Genomic DNA, 24,680 nt, shown 5'->3' with positions numbered 1-24,680 from the left:
AAGCGTGATACAGAAATCAGTGGAAAGAGTTTCGATAGACGTAGACGGCCGCGCCGCCAGCTACCTCACTGCCGGTGAGGGCCCCACAGTCTTGTTGTTGCATGGGACATGGTGGAGCCGGGTGTGGCTGCCGGTTATCGAGCATTTGGCCGCCGCCGGCCTGCGGCCTGTCGCTGTAGACCTGCCGGGATGCGGCTGCTCAGAAGGCGAGCTGTCTCACCAGTCGGCGTCCGTTCCCGAGCTCGCGGCTTGGCTGGTGCGCTTTCATGCGGCGCTCAACGATGCCGGGCCCGTAGCGGTTGCCGGGCATGATATCGGCGGCGCGATTGCCCAGCATGTCCTTGCCTCCTAGGGCTTTGACATCACGCGGCTCGCGCTGGTCAATTCCGTGACGTATGATTCTTGGCCAGTATCGAACGTTGCCCACTTTCGTGACCCAGATGTGATCGCCACCACCACCGCACAGGATATTGTTGCCTCGCGTCGACGGACCTTGCCCGCTGCGCTCGCCCGCCCTGTCACAGAAGACGAGTTCTCGGCCTACCTTGCTCCCTGGACCGATCCCCGGGTCGCACGTTCCTGGATGGCTCTGGCTGGTGCTGCTGACAGCCGCTACACGCTCGAACTTCTTGATCAGCTGCGCGCCTCGCAAACGCCGAAGCTGCTTGTCTGGGGTGAGGACGACTCGTTTCAACCCGTGACCTACGCGGAGCGGTTTGCCGCTGAAATGCCACATACTCGCCTCGTCCGCATTCCCGATGCCGGGCACATACCGATGGAGAACGATCCTGCAATGGTCGCCGAAGCGCTATCGGCCTTCTTCAATGAAGATCAGTAGCCGGATTGTTAGATTCCGGAAACCTTCAACGGCACTGACGTTCGCAGGTTACAGCCACGCCTCCGGCGCAGGGTGGATCAAGCCAAAGGCGCGATCCACCCTTTCTTGTCTCAAGCAAGGGCACGGCCAGGCCACGCTGCGCCTGACCGGCCCCGGCTGGTTCCGTTGCGCCCACACCTCGCAGCCCGACGCGCACCCCGCCCGGGTATAGTCGATCATCGACAAGGAAGGAATTGGCACAAGGCAACCGGGCGCGTGGCCCCGGGCGTCAATCATCGGTGATCACTGACCGAGACGGCCATGCACGCCATGCGCCGCAGCGCGAAATACCGGGAAATACTGACGGTGGAAGGGCGCGCGATCGAAAGGGTCTCCTGCGAGCTTTCACTGAAAGCCGAGAAAATACAGGGATTTTCAGGTTTTTCCGGCAGACGGTCTGCTATTCGCTCGAGAGAAAGGACCGAAGCTCAGAGAGTTGGCAGAAAATTCCCTGTATTTTGTAACAGGGAAATCGAAACTAATATCAGGGAAACCCCTTTTGGCGATCAAGGACCAGTCTGCATCATAGGCGACGCGGAACCCGATATGGGAGGCGGAAAAGTCCGCTTCCTGATCGTGCCGTGTTGCGGGGCGATAGCAGCGACAGTAATTCGGCGCGCACAGATAGGAGCCGCCCTTTACCCTACAGACCCGGTCATCGGCAACAAGCCGCCGATATCGCTCACCAATCACGTCGGCGTCACCAACCCGCCGACCTGCTTCACGGGGATCTGCAACCGAAACAGCATGCTGCCCGGCACACTTTTCCTGCGCGCAGGGACCCTGTTACGAAGCCAGGGTCTCGTACCGCTCGCTCACCTCTGGACCAAGCGAAAGCAGCCCTGGATCAACATCCCCGATGATGTCCCATCCTTTCCGGAATCACCAACACCCGAACAGCTCTTCGCCATTATCTCCACAGCAGAGCGATGAACCACTGATTATCCGAGGCCCGCCTCTACGTCTGAGCCGGGCTCCTAATCGCGGATCGGTATATGGGCGATTGCGGGCTGTCGCACCTGCTCTTTCGGCCAGGATCTTCCCAAGAGGAAGCCAAGGACGATTTCCGCCGCCTCCTGCAGGAGATCGGCCTGCTGGATGAAGAGAGAACCTGCAGAATCAGTGTGGTCCGATCCAATTGCCGGGCGGGCTTGAGCCGCCCGGATCACCCAGTCGAAACCGGCCATACGTACACGAATAAACTCCGGAGAACAGATGGCGGGCATCAGGCGGAGCCTGGGGCCCCGCACAGCGGCGGGTGGTTCCCGGACTGTCCATTGTTAGTCGACAGCTCGAAAATACGGACCCATGGGCGCCTGACGCCCCCAGGATGCCAGTACGGTTGAAAACGCCCCGCGGATCCCAAGCCTCATCAGGCGATTGCGCCTTCGAATTCCTCTGCCGCCAGGCCGGGCAATGCCGCGGCCTTCTCGCGCCTATATCGTGCCGGGGACACACCCACGCTACGCGCGAAGGCGACGCTGAAGGCACTGGCGGAGCTGTATCCGACTTGCCGGGCGATCGCGCTCACACTCAGCTCCCGCTTGCGCAAGAGATCCTTGGCCAGAGTCAGCCGCCATGCCGTCAGATATTCCATTGGCGCCATGCCCACCGCGCTCTGGAATCGGTCATGGAAGCCCGATCGGGACAATGCCGCTGCACGCGCCAGTTCTGCCACTGTCCAACCGCGCCCGGGATCTGCATGCATGGCCCGAATCGCCACTGCCAGTCGCTCGTCCGACAAACCGCGCAGCAACCCCGGATTATCGCCAAGTTCTACGGAAGACCGCATCGCCTCGATCAACAGCACTTCCAGCAAGTGCTGCAATACCACTTCCCGCCCCGGTTTGCTGCCCAAGGCCTCTTCGCCCAGCAACTGCATCAGCATGGGAAGGCGATGCTCCCCCCGCACAACCACCAGTTCAGGCAGCAGGGACGATAGCAAAGCCGCATCGTCGGACTGGAAAATGCAGTATCCGACCAACGCTCGCATATCGATCGGGCCGTCAATGCTGCCGACGCGATACCCGCCTCCGGGCAGGATGACAGGATCTATCACCATATCATTGTCGCTGCTCGGCACATCGCTTCCCATCATGAAGTCCTGCGCCGAAGGGATGAGGATGAAGTCACCTGCATTGACGATGACCTCGCCACTCTGATGATCCCAATAACGCACGCTCCCTTTGAGCACTGCGACGTAATAGGGATTGGGCGACTGAGTCCGCCGCACTCGCCAGGGGCCCGATCCGGTGACGCATTTCGAAAACGGTGCGCCCGGCTGCAGCAGGCTGACGATTTGGGCTAAAGGATCGGCCATTCTGGACTCACACGAAATTCTCCTGGACCATCGAATATAGAACGTCCAGCTTTCCATGGCCATGTCTTGTTGGTCCAAACAGCAACAGGATCACATCATGACCTCAAACTCACGCATTGCCTTCGTCACCGGCGCCAATCAAGGCATCGGGCTCCAGATCGCAACCGACCTCGCCGCCAGCGGCCTTACAGTGCTGCTCGCCTCGCGCAATCCCGAGCGGGGCCAGACAGCCGCGCAAGGCATTTCCGGAGACGTCCATCCCATCCAGCTCGACGTGACGGACAAGACCTCGATCGATGCCGCCGTCGCACAGGTCGAACAGCAGTTCGGCCGTCTCGACATCCTCATCAACAATGCCGCGATTTCCCGGGCCAACGGGCAGGAATCTGAGACCATGGAACATTATATCCAGCGCTCCCGGGCCTCCCTCATCCCGGTGGACGAGGTCCGGACCATTTGGGAGACCAATGTGTTCGGCGTCCTGGAAGTGACCCAGGCCTTCCTGCCGCTGCTACGCAAGTCGAAAGCTGCACGGATCGTCAACGTCTCGAGCGGCCTCGGCTCACTCACCATCAACTCCACGCCCCATCCCTACCGGGCGACATTTAACCCTGGCTATGGCGCATCCAAGACCGCGCTCAATGCCATCACAGTCGCATTTGCGATCGATCTTGAAGCCGCGGGCATCAGGGTCAACGCGGTGACGCCCGGCTTTACCAGCACGGCGCTCAACAATTACGAAGGCACCGAGACCGTCCAGCAAGGGGCTGCCGAAGCCGTTCGTGTCGCCCTCAGCAGCGAACACCCGACCGGCACCTTCACGGGGTCAGTCAACGAACCCTGCCCCTGGTAGTTGTAGCACGTCCGCCGGCCAGGGCCGGCGGACCGACTCCGGGATGGTTCACTCAATCTGATCATCCTCATCTTGCAGCACGCGCCCTTATAGAGTGACGAAACAGAACCCGCCCGCAGTTCAAGCCGGACCCGCCGATGCCCGTCAACGCCGCTCCGGCATTAGTCCCATGCCCAGGCTCACGAAGCCTTGCGGTAAATGCCGAGTTCCGATCCCAGAAGCTCGACCAGATAGCCGCCATCACGCAAGCCTTCAGCCTTGCGGACCAGATAACGCATGGCGTGCCTGAGCGACGGGCCATTCCAGTCGGCTGCTACGCGGTCCTTGCCGTGGAGCAGCTCGGCGATCTCGCGGCGCGACAGGCCGGCCTTGAGACCGTCAATCGCAATCAGGCCATTGCGCAGGATCTGCGTGCGCTTGGTCCATTGCGGTGGCTGGCTTTCGGGATCGTCGCCCAGAATGGCGAGCGCGGCCTTCTGGGCCTTCAGCTTGCGCTCATAGGCGCCGATATCCGAAATCGAGAGGTTCATCATGACGGGCTCCATACCAAGCAGCGACAGGCCCGTGCAGCGCACCTGTACGACGCAGCCCTTGCCGTGGATAAGCAGATATTCGCGGCCAATGGAATCGGTGACATGGGTGATGTCAAAGGCCGAAACCATCCGCTCCCGGAGGGCACAGTGCCGGCCGGGCCCCAGCGCGCTACAAAAGACTTCGACCTGATCGGGATAGGCCTGCCGTGTCCAGACAACATCGGCCTCCAGGCCGTTCATGGCCGGATCGGGCATGAACACGAAGCCGAGCCGCTCGGCCATGGTCTGCGGCACCCGGGACCTGAGCAGCCTGACATCCGCGCACGGCGCTTTCATTTCCGAAATGTCATTGGCCCCGCGGCTTTCGGCATAGCGGTTTACCTTCTCGCTGCGCCGTGCATATTCCCAGGCCCAGCGGTCATCAGACAGCCGCCACAGATAGTCATATTTGGCGGTGACGCTGTTTGTTTCGATTGCAAAGTTCTTCATCGGCCCATACCCCCGGAAGGGGAATTCGCAAGATCCATACCAACCCGCGGTAGGTTTCAATATTCGGTGCCGTTATCAGTCGCGTGACACGGTATCTTCCTGGCGCACCAAAGTCGCAGCCCAGCACATGCCATTCCGTGCAAGCTGACCCGGCACCGAGGGGCTGGAACGATGGGGTCAAGAACGGCAGGTTGGGCGCGGGAAGGATCTGGCCCGCGCTGGTCCGGGATGACCGAAGGGCAATGCGAGTCATGGGCCGCCCGTCAGAAGCAAGTCAGTTCGGGACCTACCAGCAGCAGACGAAAGTACGCATTTTTCATATCACCGCCATTCTGCAAATCCGATCTCGCACAGGATGGCCCCGACACACTGAACGGCGAACTCGGCATCCTGCTCTCTGATCGCGGGCAATTGCCGGCGCTCCTGCTCCGATGGCTTTGCCCGAGCATGCAACCGCGCGATGATATGCGCCGAATTCGCTGCGATGACCAGACGTTCCTCCTCCAGCCGCTTGGCCAAATCTCCGAGGTCTCTGGCATCGGCCTTTCTCAGATCAAAATACGCCAGCAATGCCAATGCCGCGACATCCCGCGCTCGATCAATCACGGATATCGGAGAGGCCCTGTGCACCTCATCAATGAAACGATCCAGAGTTTCATTCAGCCTGGCGCGAAAACCTTCGGGTATCTTGCTTTCATCAATATGCGGCAGAATACCAAAGCTGTTGCGCGCCTTCAGCGTCACCAGTTCCTCGCCCGTTGAAATAAATTCCACACTGACGATACTCCAGACCGAATAACGCTCATCGACGCCAAGAAGCACCAGGGGAAGCTCTCGGCGCTCCCTGATATATTTATACCAGATCGCGGTACTCTGAAACGTGTCGAGACGTTTGCCGACCTCCTGTAGACGGGAACCATCTGGCCCCAGAGATTTTTCAGAATATCCCCGCAGCGTCCATTCCTGGGGTTGCTGTCCTCCTCCTGAATAGAATCTGCCTCTGCGAATACGGGAGACAGGATCAAACGAGTCTTCCCGGAATCGATAGCCGAACTCATTCGCCAATTCGTGGGCTTTGAGATTGCCTTCCGAGGCATAGACAAATGTCGCGGGCGTAATCACCGGTGCCGGCCAGACGCTGCGGCCATTAGTTCCGCGTCCCTCATAGACAAGGCCTTCATCCTTATCGATTCCAATGTCCACCATGCCACGTTCCTCCTCGTTTTGCTTGCCGACCCCGCTCGTATCCGAACCAGCCCGCCAGAAACCCTGTGCATAGCTTCACATTTCCCGCGCCATCACAACCTGGTTTTTCATCGCCTCGACCAGATTGGCACAAATCACCCTGCCTGAAAAAAAACACGAAGTCGGAGGCAGCAGATCAAATAACTCCCTTCCTCAACCCCGAGAGCCGAGGCGATCCACCGTACAACATGCGAAAGCCACGCACGGCAATCACCCCAGAAGACAGCCGCGCGCTCCCTCGCCACGCCGCGCCCTTGCCTTGCCCTCTTCCACCTGCGGGCCCCCACGGATCTCAACCATCGCCTCACCCTCTCCAGCGCCTCACCGCGCTGCCTTGCGCCGCCGCCCGCCGCGGCCGGCCGTCATGTGCCGCCATTCCCACTCCCGTAGCCTTCATCCGTCTGCGATCCTTTGCCCCATCGAACAGGAACAAGCGGAGCGAGGGCCATGTCCCGTCGGGACCACCAGCAAGAGACACAAAGCCGCCGCAGCACCATGCTGCGCTCCGCCTTTTGCGCGGTGGTCCGCGAAGCGCTCGCAGACCCCGCGACCATCGAGATCATGGCCAATCCCGATGGCCGTGTCTGGATCGAGACAGCCGGGGTCGGGCTTGCCGCGTCCGACCATCGCCTCGATCCGGCAGACCGCGAGCGCGCCATCCGCCTCGTGGCCTCCGGGGCGGGAGAAGGTGTGGACCCGCACTCCCCGATCGTCTCTGCCGAATTGCCCGGCAGCGGCGAGCGGTTCGAAGGACTTCTCCCGCCCGTCTCGACGGGCCCGTGTTTCTCGATCCGCAAGCCGGCGGCGACGCCCTTCAGTCTCGATGATTATGTTGCCCAGGGTGCGCTTTCGCCGGTGCTGGCCAAGGCGCTGCGCGAGGCGCTCGCCGATCACGCCAATATCCTGATCGCCGGCGGCACCTCGTCGGGAAAGACCAGCTTTACCAATGCCCTGCTCGCCGAGCCCACACTTCAAAATGATCGCATCGTCATTCTGGAGGACACACGCGAGCTTGCCTGCGCGGCGCCCAACAGCCTGGCCCTGAGAACCCGCCGCGACAGCGTTACCCTGCAGCAGCTTGTCCGCTCGACCCTTCGTTTGCGGCCTGACCGGATCATTGTCGGCGAGGTGCGCGGGCCAGAGGCGCTCGACCTGCTCAAGGCCTGGAACACCGGCCATCCAGGCGGGATCACCACGCTTCATGCCAATTCCGCGCTCGGCGCGCTCTCACGGCTCGAACAGCTCGCCCTGGAAGCAACCACGCGCGCGCCGGTCCGGCTCATCGCCGAGGCCGTCGACATCGTCATCCATATGAGCCGCGCGGGCGGCCGACGCCGCATTGCAGAAGCGCTGCGCGTCACCGGTCTCGATGATGGCGGCTACCGGACCCGGCCGCTCGCCGCGCCCGGCTTGTCCCTCGTCCAGCCAGGAGAAACATCATGATATCCCACCCCTGCCGCAATCGCCTGACCGCCATGGCCCGGAACGGCGCCAGTCGCGCCGCCCGCCCCGCCGCGCTGCTGGCCGCGTCTGTCACCGTCAGTCTGCTGATCGCCGGTCCGGCGCAGGCGGCCGGCTCCGGCATGCCCTGGGAGGGCCCGCTCGACCAGATCCTGGCCTCGATCGAAGGTCCGGTGGCGCGGATCGTCGCGGTGATCATTATCACCATTACCGGGTTGACGCTGGCCTTCGGCGAGACCGCCGGCGGGTTTCGCAAGCTGATCCAGATCGTGTTCGGCCTGTCGATCGCCTTTGCGGCGACCAGCTTCTTCCTGACCTTCTTCTCCTTCGGCGGCGGGGCGCTGGTGTGATGGTCGAGGGTTACGAGATCCCCCTGCACCGCGCGCTGAGCGAGCCGATCCTGCTGGCGGGCGCCCCGCGCATGGCCGCGATCGCCATCGGCACGCTCGCCGCCGCCATCGGCCTCGGCCTGCAGCTGTGGATCGCGGGGCTGGTCCTGTGGGTCGCCGGCCATTCGGCGGCGGTGTTCATGGCCCGCAGCGATCCGGATTTCATGGTGGTCGCGGCGCGCTCGGCCCGGCACCGGGAGCATCTGGCATGCTGAATTTGCGCGAATATGCCGACCGCCCCGCTTTGCTCGCCGACTATCTGCCCTGGGCCTGTATCGTCGCGCCCGGCATCATCCTCAACAAGGATGGCAGCTTCCAGACCGGTTTTCGCTATCGCGGCCCGGATCTGGAAAGCTCGACAGAGGCGGAACTGGTCTCGGTCATGGCGCGGGTCAACAATGTGCTGCGCCGGCTCGGCTCCGGCTGGGCGCTGTTCTTCGAGGCGCAGCGCGCCGAGGCGCATGACTATCCGGAGGCTGACTTTCCCGACCCGCTGTCCTGGCTGGTCGATCAGGAACGCGCGCTGCAGGCCGAAGAGTCCGGCAGCCGTTTTGTAAGCGAATATTATCTGACGCTGGTCTGGCTGCCGCCCGCCGATGCGACGGGACGCGCCGAACAGGCGCTGATCACCAGGGCGGACACGCAGGAGGCCGCAGGCTGGCGCGACCGGCTGGAGACTTTCGAGGCGCAGGCGGCACGAATCTTCGACCTGCTCGCAACCTGCCTTGCCGAGATTGCCAGGCTGTCCGACGAGGAGACGCTGACCTATCTGCATTCGACGGTCTCGACGCGCGCCCACAGGGTCGCCCCGCCGGAGCTGCCGGTGTTTCTCGATGCGATCCTGGCCGACGAGCCCTTCACCGGCGGGCTGGAGCCGATGATCGGGGCAGCGCATCTGCGTGTACTGACCATTCTGGGATTTCCCGCCTCGACCCTGCCCGGCATTCTCGACGAGCTCAACCGCCAGGGTTTTGCCTATCGCTGGGCGACGCGGTTCATCGCAATGGACAAGGCCGCGGCCGAAAAGGTACTGGCGCGCAAGCGCCGCCACTGGTTCGCCAAGCGCAAGTCGATCGGCGCGGTGCTGCGCGAGACCATGTTCAACGAACAGGCCGCCCTCACCGATCATGATGCCGACAACAAGGCGGCCGATGCCGATGCGGCGCTGCAGGAGCTGGGCAGCGATCTCGTCTCCTATGGCTATGTCACCACCACGATCAGCGTCGCCGATCCCGATCCGCGCCGCGTGGAAGAGCATATCCGGATCGCCGAACGCATCGTCAATGGCCGCGGCTTCACCGCGATCCGCGAGTCCCTCAATGCGGTCGAGGCCTGGCTCGGCTCGCTGCCCGGGCATATCTATGCCAATGTCCGTCAACCGATCCTGCACACGCTCAATCTCGCCCATATGGTCCCGCTCTCGGCGGTCTGGGCCGGCGAGGAGACCAACCGGCATCTGCGCGCGCCCGCGCTGATCCAGGCCTGCACGGACGGCACCACGCCGTTCCGGCTCAATCTTCATGTCGGCGATGTCGGGCACACGCTGGTGGTCGGACCGACCGGGGCCGGCAAATCGGTCCTTCTGTCCCTGATCGCGCTGCAATGGCGGCGCTATCGCGGCGCGCAGATCTTCCTGTTCGACAAGGGCCGCTCGGCCCGCGCCGCGACGCTGTGCATGGGCGGGGTCCATGTCGATCCGGGCGGGGACCGCGCCCCGAGCCTGCAGCCGCTCAAACATATCGACACAGAGGCGGGCGCGCGCTTTGCCGCCGACTGGCTCGCCGGACTGTGCACCCAGGAAGGCGTTGCCATGACCCCGGCGCTCAAGGCGGGTCTGTGGGAGGCGATCGAGGCACTGGCAAGCGCGCCGCGCCCCGAGCGCACACTGACCGGGCTGACGCTGATGCTGCAGGATCCGCTGCTCAAATCCGCGCTCCATCCCTTCACGCTGGAAGGCCCGCATGGCCGGCTGCTCGATGGTGATCATGAATCGCTGGCGCTTGCCGATATCGTCTGTTTCGAGATGGACTCGCTGATGCAGTCGCCAGGCGCGGCCGCGCCGGTGATCACCTGCCTGTTCGACAGGCTGGAAGCGCGCTTCGACGGGCGCCCGAGCCTGCTCATCCTCGACGAAGCCTGGCTGTTTCTCGACAATCCGCTGTTTGCCGCGCGCATCCGCGACTGGCTCAAGACCCTGCGCAAGAAGAATGTCGCGGTGATCTTCGCTACTCAAAGCCTTGCCGATATCGCGAACTCCCCGATCGTGCCGGCGCTGGTCGAATCCTGTCCCACACGGATATTCCTGCCCAACCGACAGGCCCGCGAGCCGCAGGCAAGCGAGGCCTATCGGCGCTTTGGGCTCAATGCCCGCCAGATCGAGCTGATCGCCAATGCCACGCCAAAGCGCGACTATTACTATCAGTCGCCGCTCGGCTGCCGATTGTTCGAGCTGGGGCTTGGCCCGATCGGGCTTTCGGTCTGCGGCGCCGCCGCGCCGGAAGACCAGCACCGCCTCGACCGCCTGCTCGAGGAGACCGGGACAGAGCCCCTCGCCGGCGCCTGGCTGCCCGACAAGGGCCTTGGCTGGGCAGCCGAGCTGCTCGCCCGCTGGCCCGGACCCGGTCCGGAAAAATCCGAGCGGGATAGCCCCGCCCCGGAAAGTCCCGACACGGAAAGCACTGACACGGAAAGATCCGCCCCGGATGGATCAGGCCCGGAACGTACGGACACGAAAAGACCCGGCTTCGACAATACCGCCGCCGGGAATTCAACCGTTGAAGATGCAGGCCCCGAGGAGGCAGACCCCATGAATACCGGTACCGATTATTCCGCCTCCGGCGATTCAGGCGCTGACTATACAGGGGCCAACTATTCAGGCTCCGGCGATGCGCCCTTGCCTGCCTCTTCGGCCAGCCACGCCGATCAGGAGCTGCCCTGATGAGACGCCTTCTTGCCTCTCTGGCGCTTGCCGCCCTGCCGATCTGTACACTGAGTGCTCCTCCGGCACAGGCGCAACTGTTCGGCGGCGGGATCGTCTATGACCCGGCCAATCATGCCGAGAATATCCTGCAGGCGGTCCGCGCGCTGCAGCAAATCGACCAGCAGCTGCGCCAGCTCGGCCACGAGATCGAGATGCTGGAGAACATGGCGCGCGATCTGGAGCGTCTGCCGGACTCCGTTGCCGGCGAAATATTGGTCCGCCTGGAGCGCATGGAGGATCTCATGGGCCGGGCCGAGGGGATCGGCTATCGCGTCGAGGAGATCGCGCGGGCCTATGACGCGGCCTATCCGGAGGACTATGGCGAGACGCCGCCGCGCGGCGCGGTGCTGGTCGCGGAGGCCCGGGCTCGCTGGCGCCAGTCGCGCCTTGCCTATCGCGACAGCCTGGAAGTGACCGCCGGGATCGTCTCCTCGGCCGGCGCCGAAGCCGACACTCTCGACGGGCTGATCGCCGGCAGCCAGTCGGCCGTCGGCAATCTGCAGGCGGCCCAGGCCGGCAATCAGATCGCGGCGCTGCAGGCCGCCCAGCTCATGCAGATGGAAGCGATGATGGCCGCCCGCTACCGCGCCGAGGCGCTGGAACGCGCGCGCGAGCTTGCTGAAGCCGAACGCGGGCGCGCCCGCACGCGCGCCTTTCTGGGGAGATAGGCGCGATGGATGTGATCGACAGATTTCTCGAGGTCTTCATCGCCTATATCGATTCAGGCTTCGGCCTGCTGGCGGGTGATGTCGCCTATCTGACCACCACGTTGATCGCCATCGACATCACGCTGGCCGGCCTGTTCTGGGCGCTCTCGCCCAATGCCGACGTCATCGCCGGGCTCCTCAAAAAGGTGCTCTATGTCGGCTTCTTCGCCTTCATCATCGGCAATTTTCCGCTGCTGGCCGACATCGTCTTCGACAGTTTCGCGCGGCTCGGCATCACCGGCGGCGGCGGCACGATGAGCCCCGATGACCTGCTGCGCCCCGGCTTCATCGCCGGGGTCGGCCTCGAGGCCGGCCAACCCTTGCTTGAAGAGATAGCCGACATGCTGGGGCCGGTCAGCTTTTTTTACAATTTCATCATGATCGCGGTCATGTTCGTCGCGTGGGGCGTGATCATGGCGGCCTTCTTCGTGCTCGCCGTGCAGCTGTTCATCACCATCCTGGAATTCAAGCTGACGACGCTGGCCGGTTTCGTGCTGGTGCCCTTCGCATTGTGGAACAGGACGAGTTTTCTCGCCGAACGGGTACTCGGCAATGTCATTACCGCCGGCATCAAGCTGATGGTTCTGGCAATCGTCATCGGTATCGGTTCGACCCTGTTCGGGTCGGTGACGGACGCCTTCCGCACCGGCGAGGATGTCACCCTTGCCCAACTCATGGGCACGGTGCTGGCCTCGATCGTCTTCTTCTGGATGGGGGTCTTCGCGCCCGGCATCGCCGCCGGGCTGGTCACGGGCGCCCCGCAGCTGGGCGCTGGCTCCGCCGCGGGCGCCGCGGCGGGGGTCGCCGGCGGCACGCTGGTCGCCGGCATGGGCACACGAGCCGCCATCGGCGCCGCGGCGAGCGGCGCGTCCGGCGCGCTCAGGGCCGGCGCCTCCATGGCGCAAGCGGGGCGCAGCGCCTACGCGCTCGGCGCGGTCTCTTCCGGTGCCGGTGGCGCCGGCGCCATTGCTTCCGGGCTTGCCGGCATGGCGCGCGCCGGCGGCGATGCGCTGCGTCGTTCGTCATCGGCTCCCGCCAATGGTCCGCGCGCAGGCAGCGCCGGGGACACTTCCCGGACAAGTACCGGCGCATCGGCCGGCGCCGGCCAGGCGTCCTCATCTGCCTCTTCGCCGTCCCCGTCCCCGTCAGCTTCCCCTTCCGCTTCTCACGGCCCGGCATGGGCCGACCGGATGCAGGCCCGCCAAGGCCCGGATGCCGATTCCGGTGGGAAATCCGCACACGGCGCTCTCGGGAATACCGGCCAGAAAGCTGAACAGGGAGCCAGCCGGCATGTCGGCCAGGCGGGCGGGATGGCACTGCAGTCTCTTCGCGACGGCGAACGCGGCGCATCGGGCGCATCGCCGAGCCTGCGGGACGCCGACAACAAGGAAAGGGACGACTAGATGTTCAGACGCTCTTCAACCTCCTATGGGCCATCGCCCTTTCCCGAGACGCCCTACCAGAAAGCCCGACAGGTCTGGGACGAGCGCATCGGCGCTGCGCGCGTGCAGGCGAAGAACTGGCGGCTGATGGCGCTCGGACTGCTCGGCTTGTGTTTTGCGATCTCCGGCGCGCTCGTCTGGCGCTCGATGCGTTCCACCGTCACGCCCTATGTGGTCGAGATCGAGGCGAGTGGCGCGGCGCGCGCCGTCGCGCCGGCCCTGGAGCGCTATGATCCGAGCGATGCCCAGATCGCCCACCATCTGGCCGGCTTCATCGAGCATGTACGCGGGTTGTCCGTCGACCCGGTAGTCGTGCGCGAGAACTGGCTGCGCGCCTATGATTTCGTGACCGACCGCGCCGCGACCACGCTCAGCCAGTATGCCGAGGACAACGATCCCTTCGCCGATATCGGACGGGTCTCGCGCACCGTGAATGTGATCAGCGTGGTGCGCGTTTCCGATGACAGTTTCCAGGCCCGCTGGATCGAAAAGACGTATGAGAACGGGGCGCTGATGCGGACCGAGCGCTTCACCGGCAATTTCACCATCATCACGCAGGCGCCCCGCGATGTCGCAACGCTGCGCGCCAATCCCCTCGGCCTTTACGTCCATTCCCTGAACTGGGGACAGGACCTCGTGACAGGAGAATGATCCCCATGCGCCCTATTGAAATTTCCGCCTGCGCCCTCGCCATGCTGACGGCCTGCGCCAGCGCCGACCCCGAGCCGATCGATCCGGCCGGTTTCATCGCCGCCACACCGATCGAAGCGCCGGACCCGGACGATCCGGGACTGCCGGCCCGCATCGTCGAGACCCCGGTCCCGCTGCCCCTGCCCGGCCAGATGAAGGCGATCGGCGTGGCCGCGTCGCTCTCTTCCGAGAACGGGACCGTCAGGCCGGCATCCACCGCGACGGGCTCGACGGCGAAGAGCTCAAGCGCGCCGGCATCCACCGCGACAGGCCCGGCAACGCCGATCGAGGCCATTGCCGAGGGGCGCGAGGGCGCGCTGATCGAGCCCTCGGTGGACGGCTTCGTCAATGCGATCCAGGTCTATCCCTATATGGAAGGGGCGCTTTATCGCCTCTATGGCAGTCCCGGCCAGATCAGCGACATTGCCCTGCAGCCGGGCGAGGCGCTGGTCTCGGTCTCCGCCGGGGACACGGTGCGCTGGGTGCTAGGCGACACGCTTTCCGGCGCCGGCGAGGCGGCGCGCGCCCATGTGCTGGTCAAGCCCGTCGCGCCCGATATCCGCACCAATCTGATGATCGCCACCGACCGGCGGACTTATCATCTCGATCTTGTCAGCACCGGCGAGGGCTATATGGCGGCGCTGTCCTGGCGCTATCCCGCCGATGCGCTGGCGACCATGGTCGCGCAAAACGAGCGCGCCAGGGCCCGCGAGGCCGGCACGATCACGCGCGGGCTGGCCCTCGATGCGCTCGATTTCGACTACCGGCTTTCCGGGGACAGTCCCGACTGGAAGCCGGTGCGCGTCTTCGATGACGGCAGGCAGGTCTTCATCCAGATGCCGCGCGACATCGCCGCGAGCGACATGCCGCCGCTTTTCGTGCTCGGGAGCGACGGCGAGGCGGAACTGGTGAACTATCGCGTGCGGGGCCGGTATTATGTCGTGGACAGATTGTTCACCGCCGCCGAATTGCGGCTCGGCGAGAAGGACCAGACCGTCGTCCGCATCAGCCGGCCGGCGCGCCAATCCGCCCTTGCCGCCCTGTTCGGGGGCTGAGCATGAGTGATCCGATCCCCTTCGACGAGCATGCAGAGCGGCTGAAGATCCGGACCGCGCCGAGACCGGTCGCCCGTCTTAACCGAAAGGTCCTGATGGCCGGCGCCGGGCTCGGCGCACTCGCCCTGCTCGCGGCGACCAGCATCGCGCTGCAGCCGCCGAGGGCGACCGATCCGGACACCTCCCCGGCGCTCTACAACACCGCCAATACAAGCAAGCCCGAGGGGCTTTCCAGACTTCCGGCGGGTTATGGCGATCTCCCTCAGGGCGCGGGCAGCGGCGCCGGTGCCGGTGCGCCCCGTCTCGATACCCCTCGACTTGGTCCCCCGCTGGCGGGCGATCTCGGCGCCACCATGCTGCGGGCCGAGCGAGAGCTGGGGCTCGAGCCCGAACGGATCACCAGTCTGGAAGATGATTTCCGGCCGAGCCCGGCCGAGGAGGCCGAACGGGCACGGCGCATGCGCGAGGCCGCGCTCGCCGAGGAAGCCGCCGGCGCGCCCGTCTTCTTCACCCTCGACACGCAAACAAGCCAGGCCGCCGCCGGTACCGCCTCCGGACCCCGAATCGCGGAACCGGCGCCGGCGCGCATGCCGGACAGGGAGCTTCTGGCGCTCGCCGGCCTGTCGGCACAAGCCCCGGGTCTTGCCGCGCCGCCGGGTCTTGGCGCACAATCAGGGCTCCGCGTTCCCGCCGAGCCCAATCTGCAAGCGCGCAAGCTGGCCTTTGCCGGCGAGGCGCCGGGTACCGACATCTACAATCCCCATGGCGTCGAGGATCCGGTCTCGCCCTATCAGATCATGGCCGGCACGCTGATCGCGGCCAGCCTCGTGACCGGCATCAATTCCGATCTTCCCGGCACCGTCATCGCCCAGGTCACCCAGCCGGTCTATGACACGGTGACGGGACGCCATCTCCTGATCCCGCAGGGCGCGCGCCTGATCGGCCGCTACCAGTCGGAAATCTCCTTCGGCCAGGACCGGGCGCTGGTCAGCTGGGAGCGGATCATCTTTCCGGACGGATCGTCCATCGTCATCACCGCGCCGGGGGCCGATGCGCAGGGTCAGGCGGGCCTTGCCGACCGCACCGACCATCACTGGGACCGGGTGTTCCAGGCGGCGGGTCTGGCCACGCTTCTGGGGATCGGCACCGAACTCGGGAGCGAGGATGAGGACGCCGTCACCCGTGCCATCCGCCGCGGCACGGGCGACACGGTCGATCAGGCCGGCCAGCGCGCGGTAGAGCGCAATCTGGACATCCAGCCGACCATCAGGGTGCGTCCCGGCTGGCCGGTGCGCGTGGTGGTGACCCGCGATCTCGTCCTGAGACCCCATGACCAAGGAGGCGAACAATGACGCTGCGACTGGAACGCTTGCGCGATCGCACACCGGTGCGCATGAGCATTTCGCTCGATCCCGAGCTTGCCGCCGCGCTGACCGATTACGCCGAAATCTATCGCCAGGTCTATGGCACGCAGGAAAAGCCCGAAACGCTGATCCCGGCGATGCTCGAAAGCTTTCTCGGCGCCGATGCCGGGTTCAAACGGGCGCGCAAGGCACTCGGTGCCGGCAAGCCCTCCACTGCCAGAAAGGAAAGGTAACTGACATGGCACAGATCGGAAGTTTCACGCTCAAGGATGGCCGCTATACCGGCACCATCCGTACCATGACCATCAACGTCAAGGCGCAACTCGTGCCGAACAAGGACAAGGCGAATGACGATGCGCCCGACTATCGCCTCTATGCCGGCGGCGCGGAGCTCGGCGCCGCCTGGCGCGAGGAATCCAGGGATGGCGAGACGCCCTATCTCGCCGTCAGGCTGGATGATCCGGCCTTTGCCGCGCCGATGCGCGCGGCCTTTTTCGAGAATGAGGAAGACGCTACCGGGGTGATGGTCTGGAACCGGCCTAAATCGGGCTGACCCTCGGGACTGTCATCGCCATGCAGTTCGACCCGAAAAGATCCTATTCCGATGACGACATCGAACGGGCAATGGCAACCGTCGCCCGTGTCATCGAACTGCATGGCGAGGCCTATTGGCCGATCCTCGAAAGGCTGGAGGCCGAACTCGAATCGCGGCGTGCCCGCTCGGCGCGCCTTGCCCGCCATCTGAAACGGTTTGCCCTCGCGCAAGGCCGCCGACGGATCGCGAGTCCGCGGGGCCGTCCGCCGTGCGATCCGGCTCCGTGCGCCCATGAGGTGGATGGCAGCTGTCAGACGACGGGGCCATACTGACTCCCTCAATAATACCGGGCCGTGAGCCGTCATGACCGCCCGGCTGACCACGACCTCCAAGCAGCAACGCCATTCGCATTCTCGATGCGCTGTTCGCGAGCGTCGGAAAGCCCGGCCAGGAAGTCGAGCCCGGTTAGACGCTCGATTTCGGCGATGGTGGTGATACAGTCTTCCAGGACAGCGTCCAGCGCACAGGCGTCTTCGGAAAGCCGGCGACGATGGGCGAACAGAAAGGCGACGGCTTCCTCATTCTGGATGATGATCTTGTAGAACATGTCCGGCACCGCGATATCCTGGTCCGGCCCGACCCTTTGCGGCGCGTCGGCGTAGATGGTCCCGGCAAACAGGTGCAATTCCGTGCCCTGATCGACCAGCCCTCGGATCTCGGTTTCCAGCTGGTACCACAAGCCCGCCTGCCCGCCGTCCCCGGTGCCGTTGAAGGCGGCATGATATTGCGGCGCGATATTGGTCATGTAATTGATCTCATAGACCGCACAGGCATCATCAGGATCGGACAGAGTGACCCGGTCCGAGGCCAGCGCCGCAAGAAGCTCGTCGCCATCGCGGTCGCCGCCGGAAATGTAATAGGGCGCAAGATGGCCGCGGGCAAAATTGTCTGGCGAGGCATACTGCCCGACATAGTCCCTTGTGCCGACCGGATCCTCGACATCCGGATCGCTCCGGAAACTCGACCATCGTCCCTCCCGTTTCGGGGTCTCGCGATAGGACGGCGCCGCATGCCACGCGGTCCATCGCGGCGTCCGGTGGGCCGCGTCATATTCGGTGACATAGGCCCGGCGCACCAGGACCGGTCCGTCGGACGGGACACCGCCAAATGCATGCAGGCCGAGAGCCCGCTCGCGCGCCGGGCCGCTTAGGCTCTCGCAGCGCAGCGGCCCGGTGAACGCCGCTTGCGCAGGCGCGGCAGCAACTTCGCGCGCTGCCGGCGGCGGCGCCTGCGTCTCAATTCCATGGCTGCAAGCCGACAGGACAAAGATCGCGCACAGGCTTAGCAAGTGTCGTGAAATCATGTTTTCCCCCAAGTTACCGCCCGCCGCGCCAAACCGCGGCGCCCATCAACGCGGTACAACTGTGATATTCCACTTGCCACGAGTCGCGCTGGCGGTGATCCGTAATCGCGCGACGAGCATGACGCCGTCGTTCGCGACTGCCGCCCACGTTCGGCCCTTCAGTGAAAGTCCGCAGGACGGCCGATAGCGGCAGCATCGTCGCCGTCATGTCCAAATCGCCCACCCAGCACGCCCCTGACGCGGAGACTGTACCCAAGAACCGTTACGCTCCAGAAATATGTAAATGTTATTTAATTCCCGTAACTTACACCAGCTTCAGGCGCCATGTTTTGCATGAATTTTACAGTATAATACTTGCATTTTTTGGGCTATGGGCCTAAGTTTGGCCAAAGGAGGACGCCATGACGGCCTTGAGTGATTTGAAAAGGAAGCTTCGGCCTGGCCAGGTTTACCGGCGCGCCGATCTCGCGCGCTGGTCCAAGTCCGTTGACCGCCATCTGCGCCAGCTGGTCGAGGAAGGGCGGCTGGTGAAGGTATCGGCCGGTCTTTATCGGACGCCCCGGAAAACCCGCTTCGGCGATGCGCCCGCAGCGCCGGACAAGCTCGTGGAGCGTTTCCTGAAGGATGATCGTTTCCTGATGGTCTCGCCGAATGCCTATAATGGTCTCGGCGTCGGTGCGACGCAGCTTTACAATGAGACAATTGTCTACAACGCCAAGCGGCATGGCCGTCATGAGCTCGACGGACGCAAATATGATTTCCGCCAGAAACCCTGGTTCCCGACCAGGGTCACGCCGGAGTTTCTGCTGGTCGATCTGGTCGACAATCTCGGCCGGCTGGCCGAGGACCAGGATGCGCTTGCAAGCCGGGCGAAGGAGCGCGCAAGGCAGATGGACAGGCAAGCTCTCAAAAAGGCGGTCCGGGACTATGGCGGTCAGCGGGCAAAACGCCTGCTCGGCCCCGTGCTCGCCGACGACGCGCACGCGGTAGCCTGATGTTCCTGCACGAGGCACCCGATTTTCCCGACCTTCTCGCGGTCGCCGGTGGCGAACTCGACATCGACCCCGCCCTCGTGGAAAAAGACTACTGGATCATGCATTGCCTCCACGGACTGCAAAGGGCCGGCTACGCGTTCGAACTGAAGGGCGGCACCTCCCTGTCCAAGGGGTACCGTCTCATCCACCACTTCTCGGAAGATATCGACATCAAGATCATGCCGCCGGATACACTGGCAGTCGGCCGGAACCATAGGAAGCAGGCCCATATCGAGGCGCGCCGCGCCTATTTCGACGCGCTGGCCGACGACATCCGTATCCCCGGCATCACGGTGCAACGCGATCTCGCCTTTGACGACGAGCGCATGCGCAATGCCGGCATCCGGATGAACTATGACAGCGTCAACGCGGTGCCGGAGGGCGTAAAGCAAGGCGTGCTGCTTGAAGCCGGCTTCGACGAGACAGCACCGAACCGCCCCTGCGATATCTCTTCCTGGGCGTTCGAGCGCGCGCGCCAGAGCGACCTTTCCGATATCGAAGACAATCGCGCCTTCGGTGTGCCCTGCTATGAGCCCGGCTACACTTTCGTCGAAAAACTGCAGACGATATCGACAAAGTTCCGGAAGCAGCAGGAAACCGGCTCGCTGCAGCAAAACTTCATGCGCCATTATTACGATGTGTACTGTCTTCTGGACTGCGCCGATGTCCGGTCCTTCATCGGCACCGATGACTACATCGCCCACAAGGAAACGCGCTTTCGGCAGGCAGACGAACAGCGCATCTCGCGAAACGAGGCGTTTCTCCTGAGCGACGACCAGACCCGCGAGATTTACGAAAAGGCGTATCAGGCAACCAGCGCGCTCTATTATCGGGACATGCCAGACTTTTTAGCCATTCTGGATCGGATCGCCGAGCACGCCGACCGGCTATAGCGAGCTGGCGCCAAAAAGGTCGCTCTTTACCGCGGCGTCCTGATCCCGCCGAACAGTCCCGCCTCGAAGGGATGAGCGATTTTCATCAGTTCCTTTCCCCGGTATTCGAGCGAACCGCCAATGCCATATTCGGGCCGGTTGTTCTTGTGCCCCATCAGGGCGCAGCGAAGCCCGTAATCGAGCCCGCCCTCGAGCATGCGGTCCTCGAAGGAATGCCGGAAGGAATAAACAACGTGGTCTGACGATGGCAGAAGATTGCGCTGGCGGAACGCCTTCATGAGATTGGCCGAGACGAGCGTGCTCTTGTCGCGATAATGGGCAAACCCCTCAGGACAGGCCCGCATGGCGATCTCGGCAACACCGACCAGCGGGATTTCGCGGCGGGAGTCTTCCGTCTTCAGTTCGCGATTCTGCTCGGGCCGGATCGCTATATGCGGAACCCCGGCGCCCAGCCGGATGTCCTCGGCGCGCAGGTTCACCAGTTCGCTCAGGCGCGCGCCGGTCTCGATCAGCAGATAGATCAGGACGCGCAGCTCCAGCCGGAGCCCGTCGAAGAGGCCCGGCACCAGGATACGAGTGCGCACCCAGTCATCACTGAAGGAGGCGCGCCTGGCCTCGGTCTTCCCGGAGAAAAAGAACCCCCGGAACGGATCCTCGAAATCGGTGGCGCCAACATGCTCGTGATAACGCTTCAGCAGCGAGCGGATATTGCCGATATGGCGATTGGCGGTATTGGGCGCGACCGGCCTGGCATCGCCAGCGCGCGGCTGCATGCGCTCCATCCACCAGTCGCGATATTCCAGCGCCTTGTCGCGGGTAATCTCGCCGAGCGGCAGGTCGCCCATCTGTTCGATGAAATAGGCGATCGAGGTGCGCTTGGTCTTTTCCCAGGAGCGGCGCTGGGTCTGGGACTTGTTGAACTGATCGTCGAAGGCGATCCGGCTGACATAGAGCTCGAAGGCTTCCGACACCGTGATGCCGGTAGCCGGGTCGGGCGTGCCGCCGAGCAATGCTTCGCTATCGGCGCGGCGCGGGTCGCCGGACCTGTCGGCATTGGCCTCGAGCGTGCGGATGCGCTCCATGAGTTCGGCGATGCTCCGGCCCTCGGCCAGCGGTTCGGCCGGCGCGTAGGAAAAGCCGAAAGCCATCGCCCGGGCGATGGCCGCCTTGTAGCGGTGTTCGAGCGCGGTTCTCACGGTCGGCCCCTGGCCGCCCGGACTTGCCGCCTCGGCGGCCAGCGCCATCCAGTATTGATCGTCCGCCTCTGCGAGCTGGTCGCGTCGCAGCCGGGCAATCTCGAGGGATCCTGTCTTCAGCGAGACCTTCGCAAAGCGGCGCCCGTCGAGATGCGAGAACTGTCCGGGGACGCGGCGCTGATAGTACCAGCGCTTGCCGCGCCGGAGCAAAAACCGGTCGGGATCGGGGGCTTCCTGCATGCGCCCTTGTATCCCATTTTGTATCCAATTTGTATCCCACTTGGACGCAAAACGGCGCACGACGCCTGCCGTTTGCCTGTAAGTCATTGATTTTATTGGATAATATTTTTTGAAATGGCGCGAGTGACGGGGCTCGAACCCGCGACCTCCGGCGTGACAGGCCGGCACTCTAACCAACTGAGCTACACCCGCGCATTTCACTTGGATCGCCTTGCGGCGAGAAGCGTTTGTCTAATAGGCGCCCGATGCGTCGTCAAGCACTATCGGGTGCCGATGGCAGAAAAAAAGCCAGAAAAAATTGACCCTGCTTTTCCACAGACCTGCAGGGTCAGAACGGCGGGCCTCAGGCCTTGTCAGGGCCTACACGCACGACGGCTTTACCGGTATTTGCGCCCTCGAACAGGCCGTTGAAAGCCTCTGGCGCTTTCTCCAGCCCTTCATAGACCGTCTCGCGGAAATGGATCTTGCCGCCCGCCAGCATCGGCCCGACCTCCGCATAGAAGTCCCGCGCCAGATGCATGAAATTGGACACGATATAACCCTGCATCTTCACGCCGCGCCCGATCAGGTTCGTGAGGTTGTAGGGCCCCGGCTCGGGCTTGGTATCGTTATAGTTGGAGATCATCCCGCACAGGGCGATGCGACCGCCAAAGGCGATGCAGTTGATCGCCGCCTCCAGATGCATGCCGCCGACATTCTCGAAATAGCAGTTCACGCCGCCCTTGCCTGCGGCCTCGGACAGCGCCTTGGTCAGCTCGGTCGAGTTTGCGTAGTCCTTGTAGTTCAGCGCGACATCGAAGCCGAGCTCGCCGGTCAGCCAGTCGCATTTCTCTGCCGACCCCGCAGACCCGATGACCTTGCAACCCTTGATCTTGCCAAGCTGGCCGACCATGGACCCGACCGCCCCTGCAGCCCCGGAGACGAACAGCACATCACCCTCTTTCGGCTCGAGGATCTGGCTCATCCCTGCCCAGGCGGTAAAGCCCGGCATGCCGAGGACGCCGAGATAGGCAGACAATGGTGCCAGTGACGGGTCCACCTTGTTAAAGCCATCCGTCGGCCCCGTGTAATATTCACGCCAGCCGCCATTATAGCCGACGACATAATCGCCTTCGGCGAACTTCTCGCTGTTCGACTTGATCACCTGCCCGACCGCGCCGCCATCCAGCACCTCGCCCTTCTGGAACGGTGGAATGTAGCTTTTGACATGAGGGTTCATGCGCCCGCGCATATAGGGGTCGACCGACATGAATACGACCCGCATCAGGATCTCCCCCTCACCCGGCTCGCGAACCGGCGCATCGACAACTTCATAGATGTCAGCAGTCGGCTTGCCCTTGGGGTAGTCGACGAGATGAATTTCTTTCGCGGTTTCGGGGATGCTCATGGCTGGCCCTTTCCTGTTCGTTTCAAATGTTGGGCGTGAGGATAAGCCTCTCATGCCAGCCGCCAAGGAAAAGGTGCAGTTGGACTATTTGCGCTTGCCGCCGGATTTAGCAGCAGATTTACCCGCTGCCTTGCGCTCCTCGCGCAGTTCGGCGAGCGCGATCAGCGTCAGCGTCGGCACGAAGCCGTCGATCTGGTCGGTGAAATCCACAACCTCCCAAAGCTGGGCAAAGCCCTTCCACCCGAACATGGCAAAGCCGACCAGCGCCAGCACGAAATCGAACGCTGTGCCCCAGCCGGGAATACGCCCGATGAAGAAGTCGGCAAGATCGAGAACGATCGCAATGGCGAGCTTGACGTGAATGGCTTTCATGAAGGCGTTCCTCTTACCTCGCAGCTTACCGGGCATCAAACTGACTGCAAGAATTTACTCCGCCAGAAAAGTCTTCACGTCACCGATGAACGCGTCGAACCGGTCATGGTGCAGCCAGTGACCGGCCTTGTCATAGTTGATCAGCCGTGCATTCTTGAAGGCTTTCATGCGGCCATCATTTTGCGGGTCGGAGGCCCAGGAGTCCTCGCCGCGCATCAACAGAACCGGACAGGTTATCTCGGCATAAACCCTTGAATATTCCGCAGGGGCAGTCATGCGCGGGCTTGGCCAGATGCCGGTCAGCGGATCATGCTTCCAGCCCCACCCGTCAGAGTATTTGCGGGCGGCATGCAGGGCGAGATGACGGGCCTGTCCCTCTTCGAGGTTCTTGTGTACACCGGCCATGCGGGAGACCATCTCTTCCGGTCCATCGAAACGGCGCTGGTCGATGGCGTCCTGCTTCAGCCGCCGGTCGATCCATGAGCGATAACGGTCAGCCGGGCTCTTCTCCATAAACTCCGTATAATGCTTTTCGGAGGCGCCGAGCCCTTCCAGCGCGATCAATCGCGTGACCTTGTCCGGATAGATCGCGGCATAGTTCAGGACGATATTGCCGCCCAGCGAATGGCCGATCAGCGGCATCGGCAGCGTGAACCCTTCGCGTTCCAGATGCGCCATGAAACCGGCGAAGTCGGAGATGAAGTACTCGCCCTCATAGCCACCACCGCTCGCCCGGCCCGAATCGCCATGGCCGCGCAGGTCCGGCACGATCACGCACCATTCATTGATCAGCTCGGCGACTGTCCAGTCCCACATGCGGCCATGATCCTTGCCGCCATGGACCAGCACGATGGGCGGCTTTGCCTCATCGCCCCAGACGAGATAGCTAAGCTCCAGCCCATTTACCGGGCAGACACGGCGTTGCGGCGCGACCGGCACGACTGGCGGATAATCGAGGTCGGCGGGGGTAAAAACACGGGTGGGATCGTCTATACTCATACCCCATTCCTGCCAGAGGCCGCGCCGCCTGTCGCTATCGGAATGCAGTCGCAACGCATGCGCCCATTGCGTTGCACAAAGAGCACACTTATCTGGTAATCAGGCGGAACCCGGGGCGCAGCTTGACGTGCAGGCCGATTTTGCCTACTTCCCGCTTACTCGCGCTGGTGCAGCCGTGCCTTTTGGCATGCGAAAAGTAAGACGCCCGCGCCGGGCCATTTCCGGCTGACATCCCGCCTGGCGGGATCCATTCACG

Annotated in this window: 25 protein-coding genes, 1 tRNA gene and 1 pseudogene; 17 read left to right on the top strand and 10 right to left on the bottom strand. The window is 63.6% G+C overall.

The genetic code is table 11. The features are described 5' to 3' along the window. The first annotated feature begins 19 nt into the window (after positions 1-19). Positions 20-838: pseudogene (locus FF098_RS18000) on the top strand (alpha/beta fold hydrolase). Positions 839-1,138: 300 nt separating this feature from the next. Then, positions 1,139-1,810, top strand: a complete 672-nt coding sequence (locus FF098_RS18080) for a GFA family protein (RefSeq protein WP_229714509.1) — start codon at positions 1,139-1,141, stop codon at positions 1,808-1,810. A 44-nt stretch (positions 1,811-1,854) separates the two neighbouring features. On the opposite strand, the gene FF098_RS04305 is transcribed toward FF098_RS18080, so the two are convergent. Together FF098_RS04305 and FF098_RS04300 are read right to left on the bottom strand one after the other, a co-directional pair. Beyond that, a complete protein-coding gene (locus FF098_RS04305; protein ID WP_155137867.1) occupies positions 1,855-2,103 on the bottom strand; it encodes a hypothetical protein in 249 nt (82 codons plus the stop codon). Positions 2,104-2,249: 146 nt separating this feature from the next. After that, entirely contained in the window at positions 2,250-3,197 is a 948-nt protein-coding gene (locus FF098_RS04300; protein WP_155137864.1) for a helix-turn-helix transcriptional regulator, read from the bottom strand. 97 nt (positions 3,198-3,294) lie between these two features. Here FF098_RS04300 and FF098_RS04295 point away from each other — a divergent pair, with 97 nt between their 5' ends. Further along, complete coding sequence (locus tag FF098_RS04295; RefSeq protein ID WP_155137862.1) at positions 3,295-4,050, top strand: SDR family NAD(P)-dependent oxidoreductase; 756 nt, start codon at positions 3,295-3,297, stop codon at positions 4,048-4,050. Between the two features lie 179 nt (positions 4,051-4,229). On the opposite strand, the gene FF098_RS04290 is transcribed toward FF098_RS04295, so the two are convergent. Continuing rightward, a complete protein-coding gene (locus FF098_RS04290) occupies positions 4,230-5,072 on the bottom strand; it encodes a DUF2285 domain-containing protein (protein ID WP_155137859.1) in 843 nt (280 codons plus the stop codon). Between the two features lie 321 nt (positions 5,073-5,393). Then, entirely contained in the window at positions 5,394-6,278 is an 885-nt protein-coding gene (locus FF098_RS04285; protein WP_155137856.1) for a hypothetical protein, read from the bottom strand. Between the two features lie 486 nt (positions 6,279-6,764). Between FF098_RS04285 and trbB the strand changes: the two genes are divergently transcribed. Genes trbB through FF098_RS04225 form a run of 12 tightly spaced genes read left to right on the top strand, consistent with a single transcriptional unit; the run spans position 6,765 to position 17,272 of the window. Beyond that, on the top strand, positions 6,765-7,760 hold the full coding sequence (gene trbB / locus FF098_RS04280) for a P-type conjugative transfer ATPase TrbB (protein ID WP_155137853.1): 996 nt from the start codon (positions 6,765-6,767) through the stop codon (positions 7,758-7,760). Further along, entirely contained in the window at positions 7,757-8,128 is a 372-nt protein-coding gene (locus tag FF098_RS04275) for a TrbC/VirB2 family type IV secretion system protein (protein WP_155137850.1), read from the top strand. Before trbB ends, FF098_RS04275 begins: the two co-directional genes overlap by 4 nt. Further along, entirely contained in the window at positions 8,128-8,382 is a 255-nt protein-coding gene (locus tag FF098_RS04270; RefSeq protein ID WP_155137847.1) for a VirB3 family type IV secretion system protein, read from the top strand. The genes FF098_RS04275 and FF098_RS04270 overlap by 1 nt, the downstream gene beginning before the upstream one ends. Next, on the top strand, positions 8,376-11,105 hold the full coding sequence (gene trbE, locus FF098_RS04265) for a conjugal transfer protein TrbE (protein WP_229714508.1): 2,730 nt from the start codon (positions 8,376-8,378) through the stop codon (positions 11,103-11,105). Before FF098_RS04270 ends, trbE begins: the two co-directional genes overlap by 7 nt. Continuing rightward, positions 11,105-11,815 (top strand): P-type conjugative transfer protein TrbJ, encoded by a 711-nt coding sequence (gene trbJ, locus FF098_RS04260; RefSeq protein ID WP_155137844.1) that lies wholly within the window; start codon positions 11,105-11,107, stop codon positions 11,813-11,815. The genes trbE and trbJ overlap by 1 nt, the downstream gene beginning before the upstream one ends. 5 nt (positions 11,816-11,820) lie before the next feature. Next, positions 11,821-13,257, top strand: coding sequence for a P-type conjugative transfer protein TrbL (gene trbL, locus FF098_RS04255; protein WP_155137841.1), 1,437 nt, complete (start codon positions 11,821-11,823; stop codon positions 13,255-13,257). Further along, entirely contained in the window at positions 13,258-13,947 is a 690-nt protein-coding gene (trbF, locus tag FF098_RS04250; RefSeq protein ID WP_155137838.1) for a conjugal transfer protein TrbF, read from the top strand. Between the two features lie 5 nt (positions 13,948-13,952). Next, a complete protein-coding gene (trbG, locus tag FF098_RS04245) occupies positions 13,953-15,041 on the top strand; it encodes a P-type conjugative transfer protein TrbG (protein WP_205967374.1) in 1,089 nt (362 codons plus the stop codon). A 2-nt stretch (positions 15,042-15,043) separates the two neighbouring features. Then, complete coding sequence (locus FF098_RS04240) at positions 15,044-16,393, top strand: TraB/TrbI/VirB10 family type IV secretion system protein (protein WP_155137832.1); 1,350 nt, start codon at positions 15,044-15,046, stop codon at positions 16,391-16,393. Further along, on the top strand, positions 16,390-16,638 hold the full coding sequence (locus FF098_RS04235) for a DUF2274 domain-containing protein (protein WP_155137829.1): 249 nt from the start codon (positions 16,390-16,392) through the stop codon (positions 16,636-16,638). Before FF098_RS04240 ends, FF098_RS04235 begins: the two co-directional genes overlap by 4 nt. 5 nt (positions 16,639-16,643) lie before the next feature. Continuing rightward, on the top strand, positions 16,644-16,958 hold the full coding sequence (locus FF098_RS04230; protein WP_155137826.1) for a DUF736 domain-containing protein: 315 nt from the start codon (positions 16,644-16,646) through the stop codon (positions 16,956-16,958). A gap of 20 nt (positions 16,959-16,978) precedes the next feature. Continuing rightward, complete coding sequence (locus FF098_RS04225) at positions 16,979-17,272, top strand: hypothetical protein (protein WP_155137823.1); 294 nt, start codon at positions 16,979-16,981, stop codon at positions 17,270-17,272. A gap of 29 nt (positions 17,273-17,301) precedes the next feature. On the opposite strand, the gene FF098_RS04220 is transcribed toward FF098_RS04225, so the two are convergent. Then, the gene (locus tag FF098_RS04220; RefSeq protein WP_155137820.1) at positions 17,302-18,303 is read right to left on the bottom strand and encodes a DNA/RNA non-specific endonuclease; all 1,002 of its coding nucleotides are present in this window, start codon (positions 18,301-18,303) and stop codon (positions 17,302-17,304) included. Positions 18,304-18,704: 401 nt separating this feature from the next. Here FF098_RS04220 and FF098_RS04215 point away from each other — a divergent pair, with 401 nt between their 5' ends. Both FF098_RS04215 and FF098_RS04210 read left to right on the top strand, forming a co-directional pair. Beyond that, positions 18,705-19,298: a hypothetical protein gene (locus FF098_RS04215; RefSeq protein WP_155137817.1), complete on the top strand. Its 594-nt coding sequence runs from the start codon at positions 18,705-18,707 to the stop codon at positions 19,296-19,298. Continuing rightward, a complete protein-coding gene (locus FF098_RS04210; RefSeq protein WP_155137814.1) occupies positions 19,298-20,230 on the top strand; it encodes a nucleotidyl transferase AbiEii/AbiGii toxin family protein in 933 nt (310 codons plus the stop codon). The genes FF098_RS04215 and FF098_RS04210 overlap by 1 nt, the downstream gene beginning before the upstream one ends. A gap of 26 nt (positions 20,231-20,256) precedes the next feature. On the opposite strand, the gene FF098_RS04205 is transcribed toward FF098_RS04210, so the two are convergent. The 5 genes from FF098_RS04205 to FF098_RS04185 all read right to left on the bottom strand — a co-directional run bounded on the left by FF098_RS04205 (position 20,257) and on the right by FF098_RS04185 (position 24,424). Next, a complete protein-coding gene (locus tag FF098_RS04205; RefSeq protein WP_166426319.1) occupies positions 20,257-21,666 on the bottom strand; it encodes a DUF6538 domain-containing protein in 1,410 nt (469 codons plus the stop codon). A 115-nt stretch (positions 21,667-21,781) separates the two neighbouring features. Further along, positions 21,782-21,858: transfer RNA gene (locus FF098_RS04200), tRNA-Asp, on the bottom strand. Positions 21,859-22,009: 151 nt separating this feature from the next. Further along, a complete protein-coding gene (locus FF098_RS04195; protein ID WP_155137808.1) occupies positions 22,010-23,053 on the bottom strand; it encodes an NADP-dependent oxidoreductase in 1,044 nt (347 codons plus the stop codon). Positions 23,054-23,137: 84 nt separating this feature from the next. After that, positions 23,138-23,425 carry a hypothetical protein gene (locus FF098_RS04190; protein ID WP_155137805.1) on the bottom strand — a complete coding sequence of 96 codons (288 nt, stop codon included), beginning with the start codon at positions 23,423-23,425 and terminating at the stop codon, positions 23,138-23,140. Positions 23,426-23,479: 54 nt separating this feature from the next. Continuing rightward, positions 23,480-24,424: an alpha/beta fold hydrolase gene (locus FF098_RS04185; RefSeq protein WP_155137802.1), complete on the bottom strand. Its 945-nt coding sequence runs from the start codon at positions 24,422-24,424 to the stop codon at positions 23,480-23,482. Between the last annotated feature and the right edge of the window lie 256 nt (positions 24,425-24,680).

It is taken from the genome of Aquisalinus luteolus, from assembly GCF_009712425.2.
GTDB lineage: Bacteria > Pseudomonadota > Alphaproteobacteria > Caulobacterales > Parvularculaceae > Aquisalinus > Aquisalinus luteolus.
Note: the sequence above shows the minus strand (reverse complement) of the source record. Positions and strands in the feature narration are given on the sequence as shown.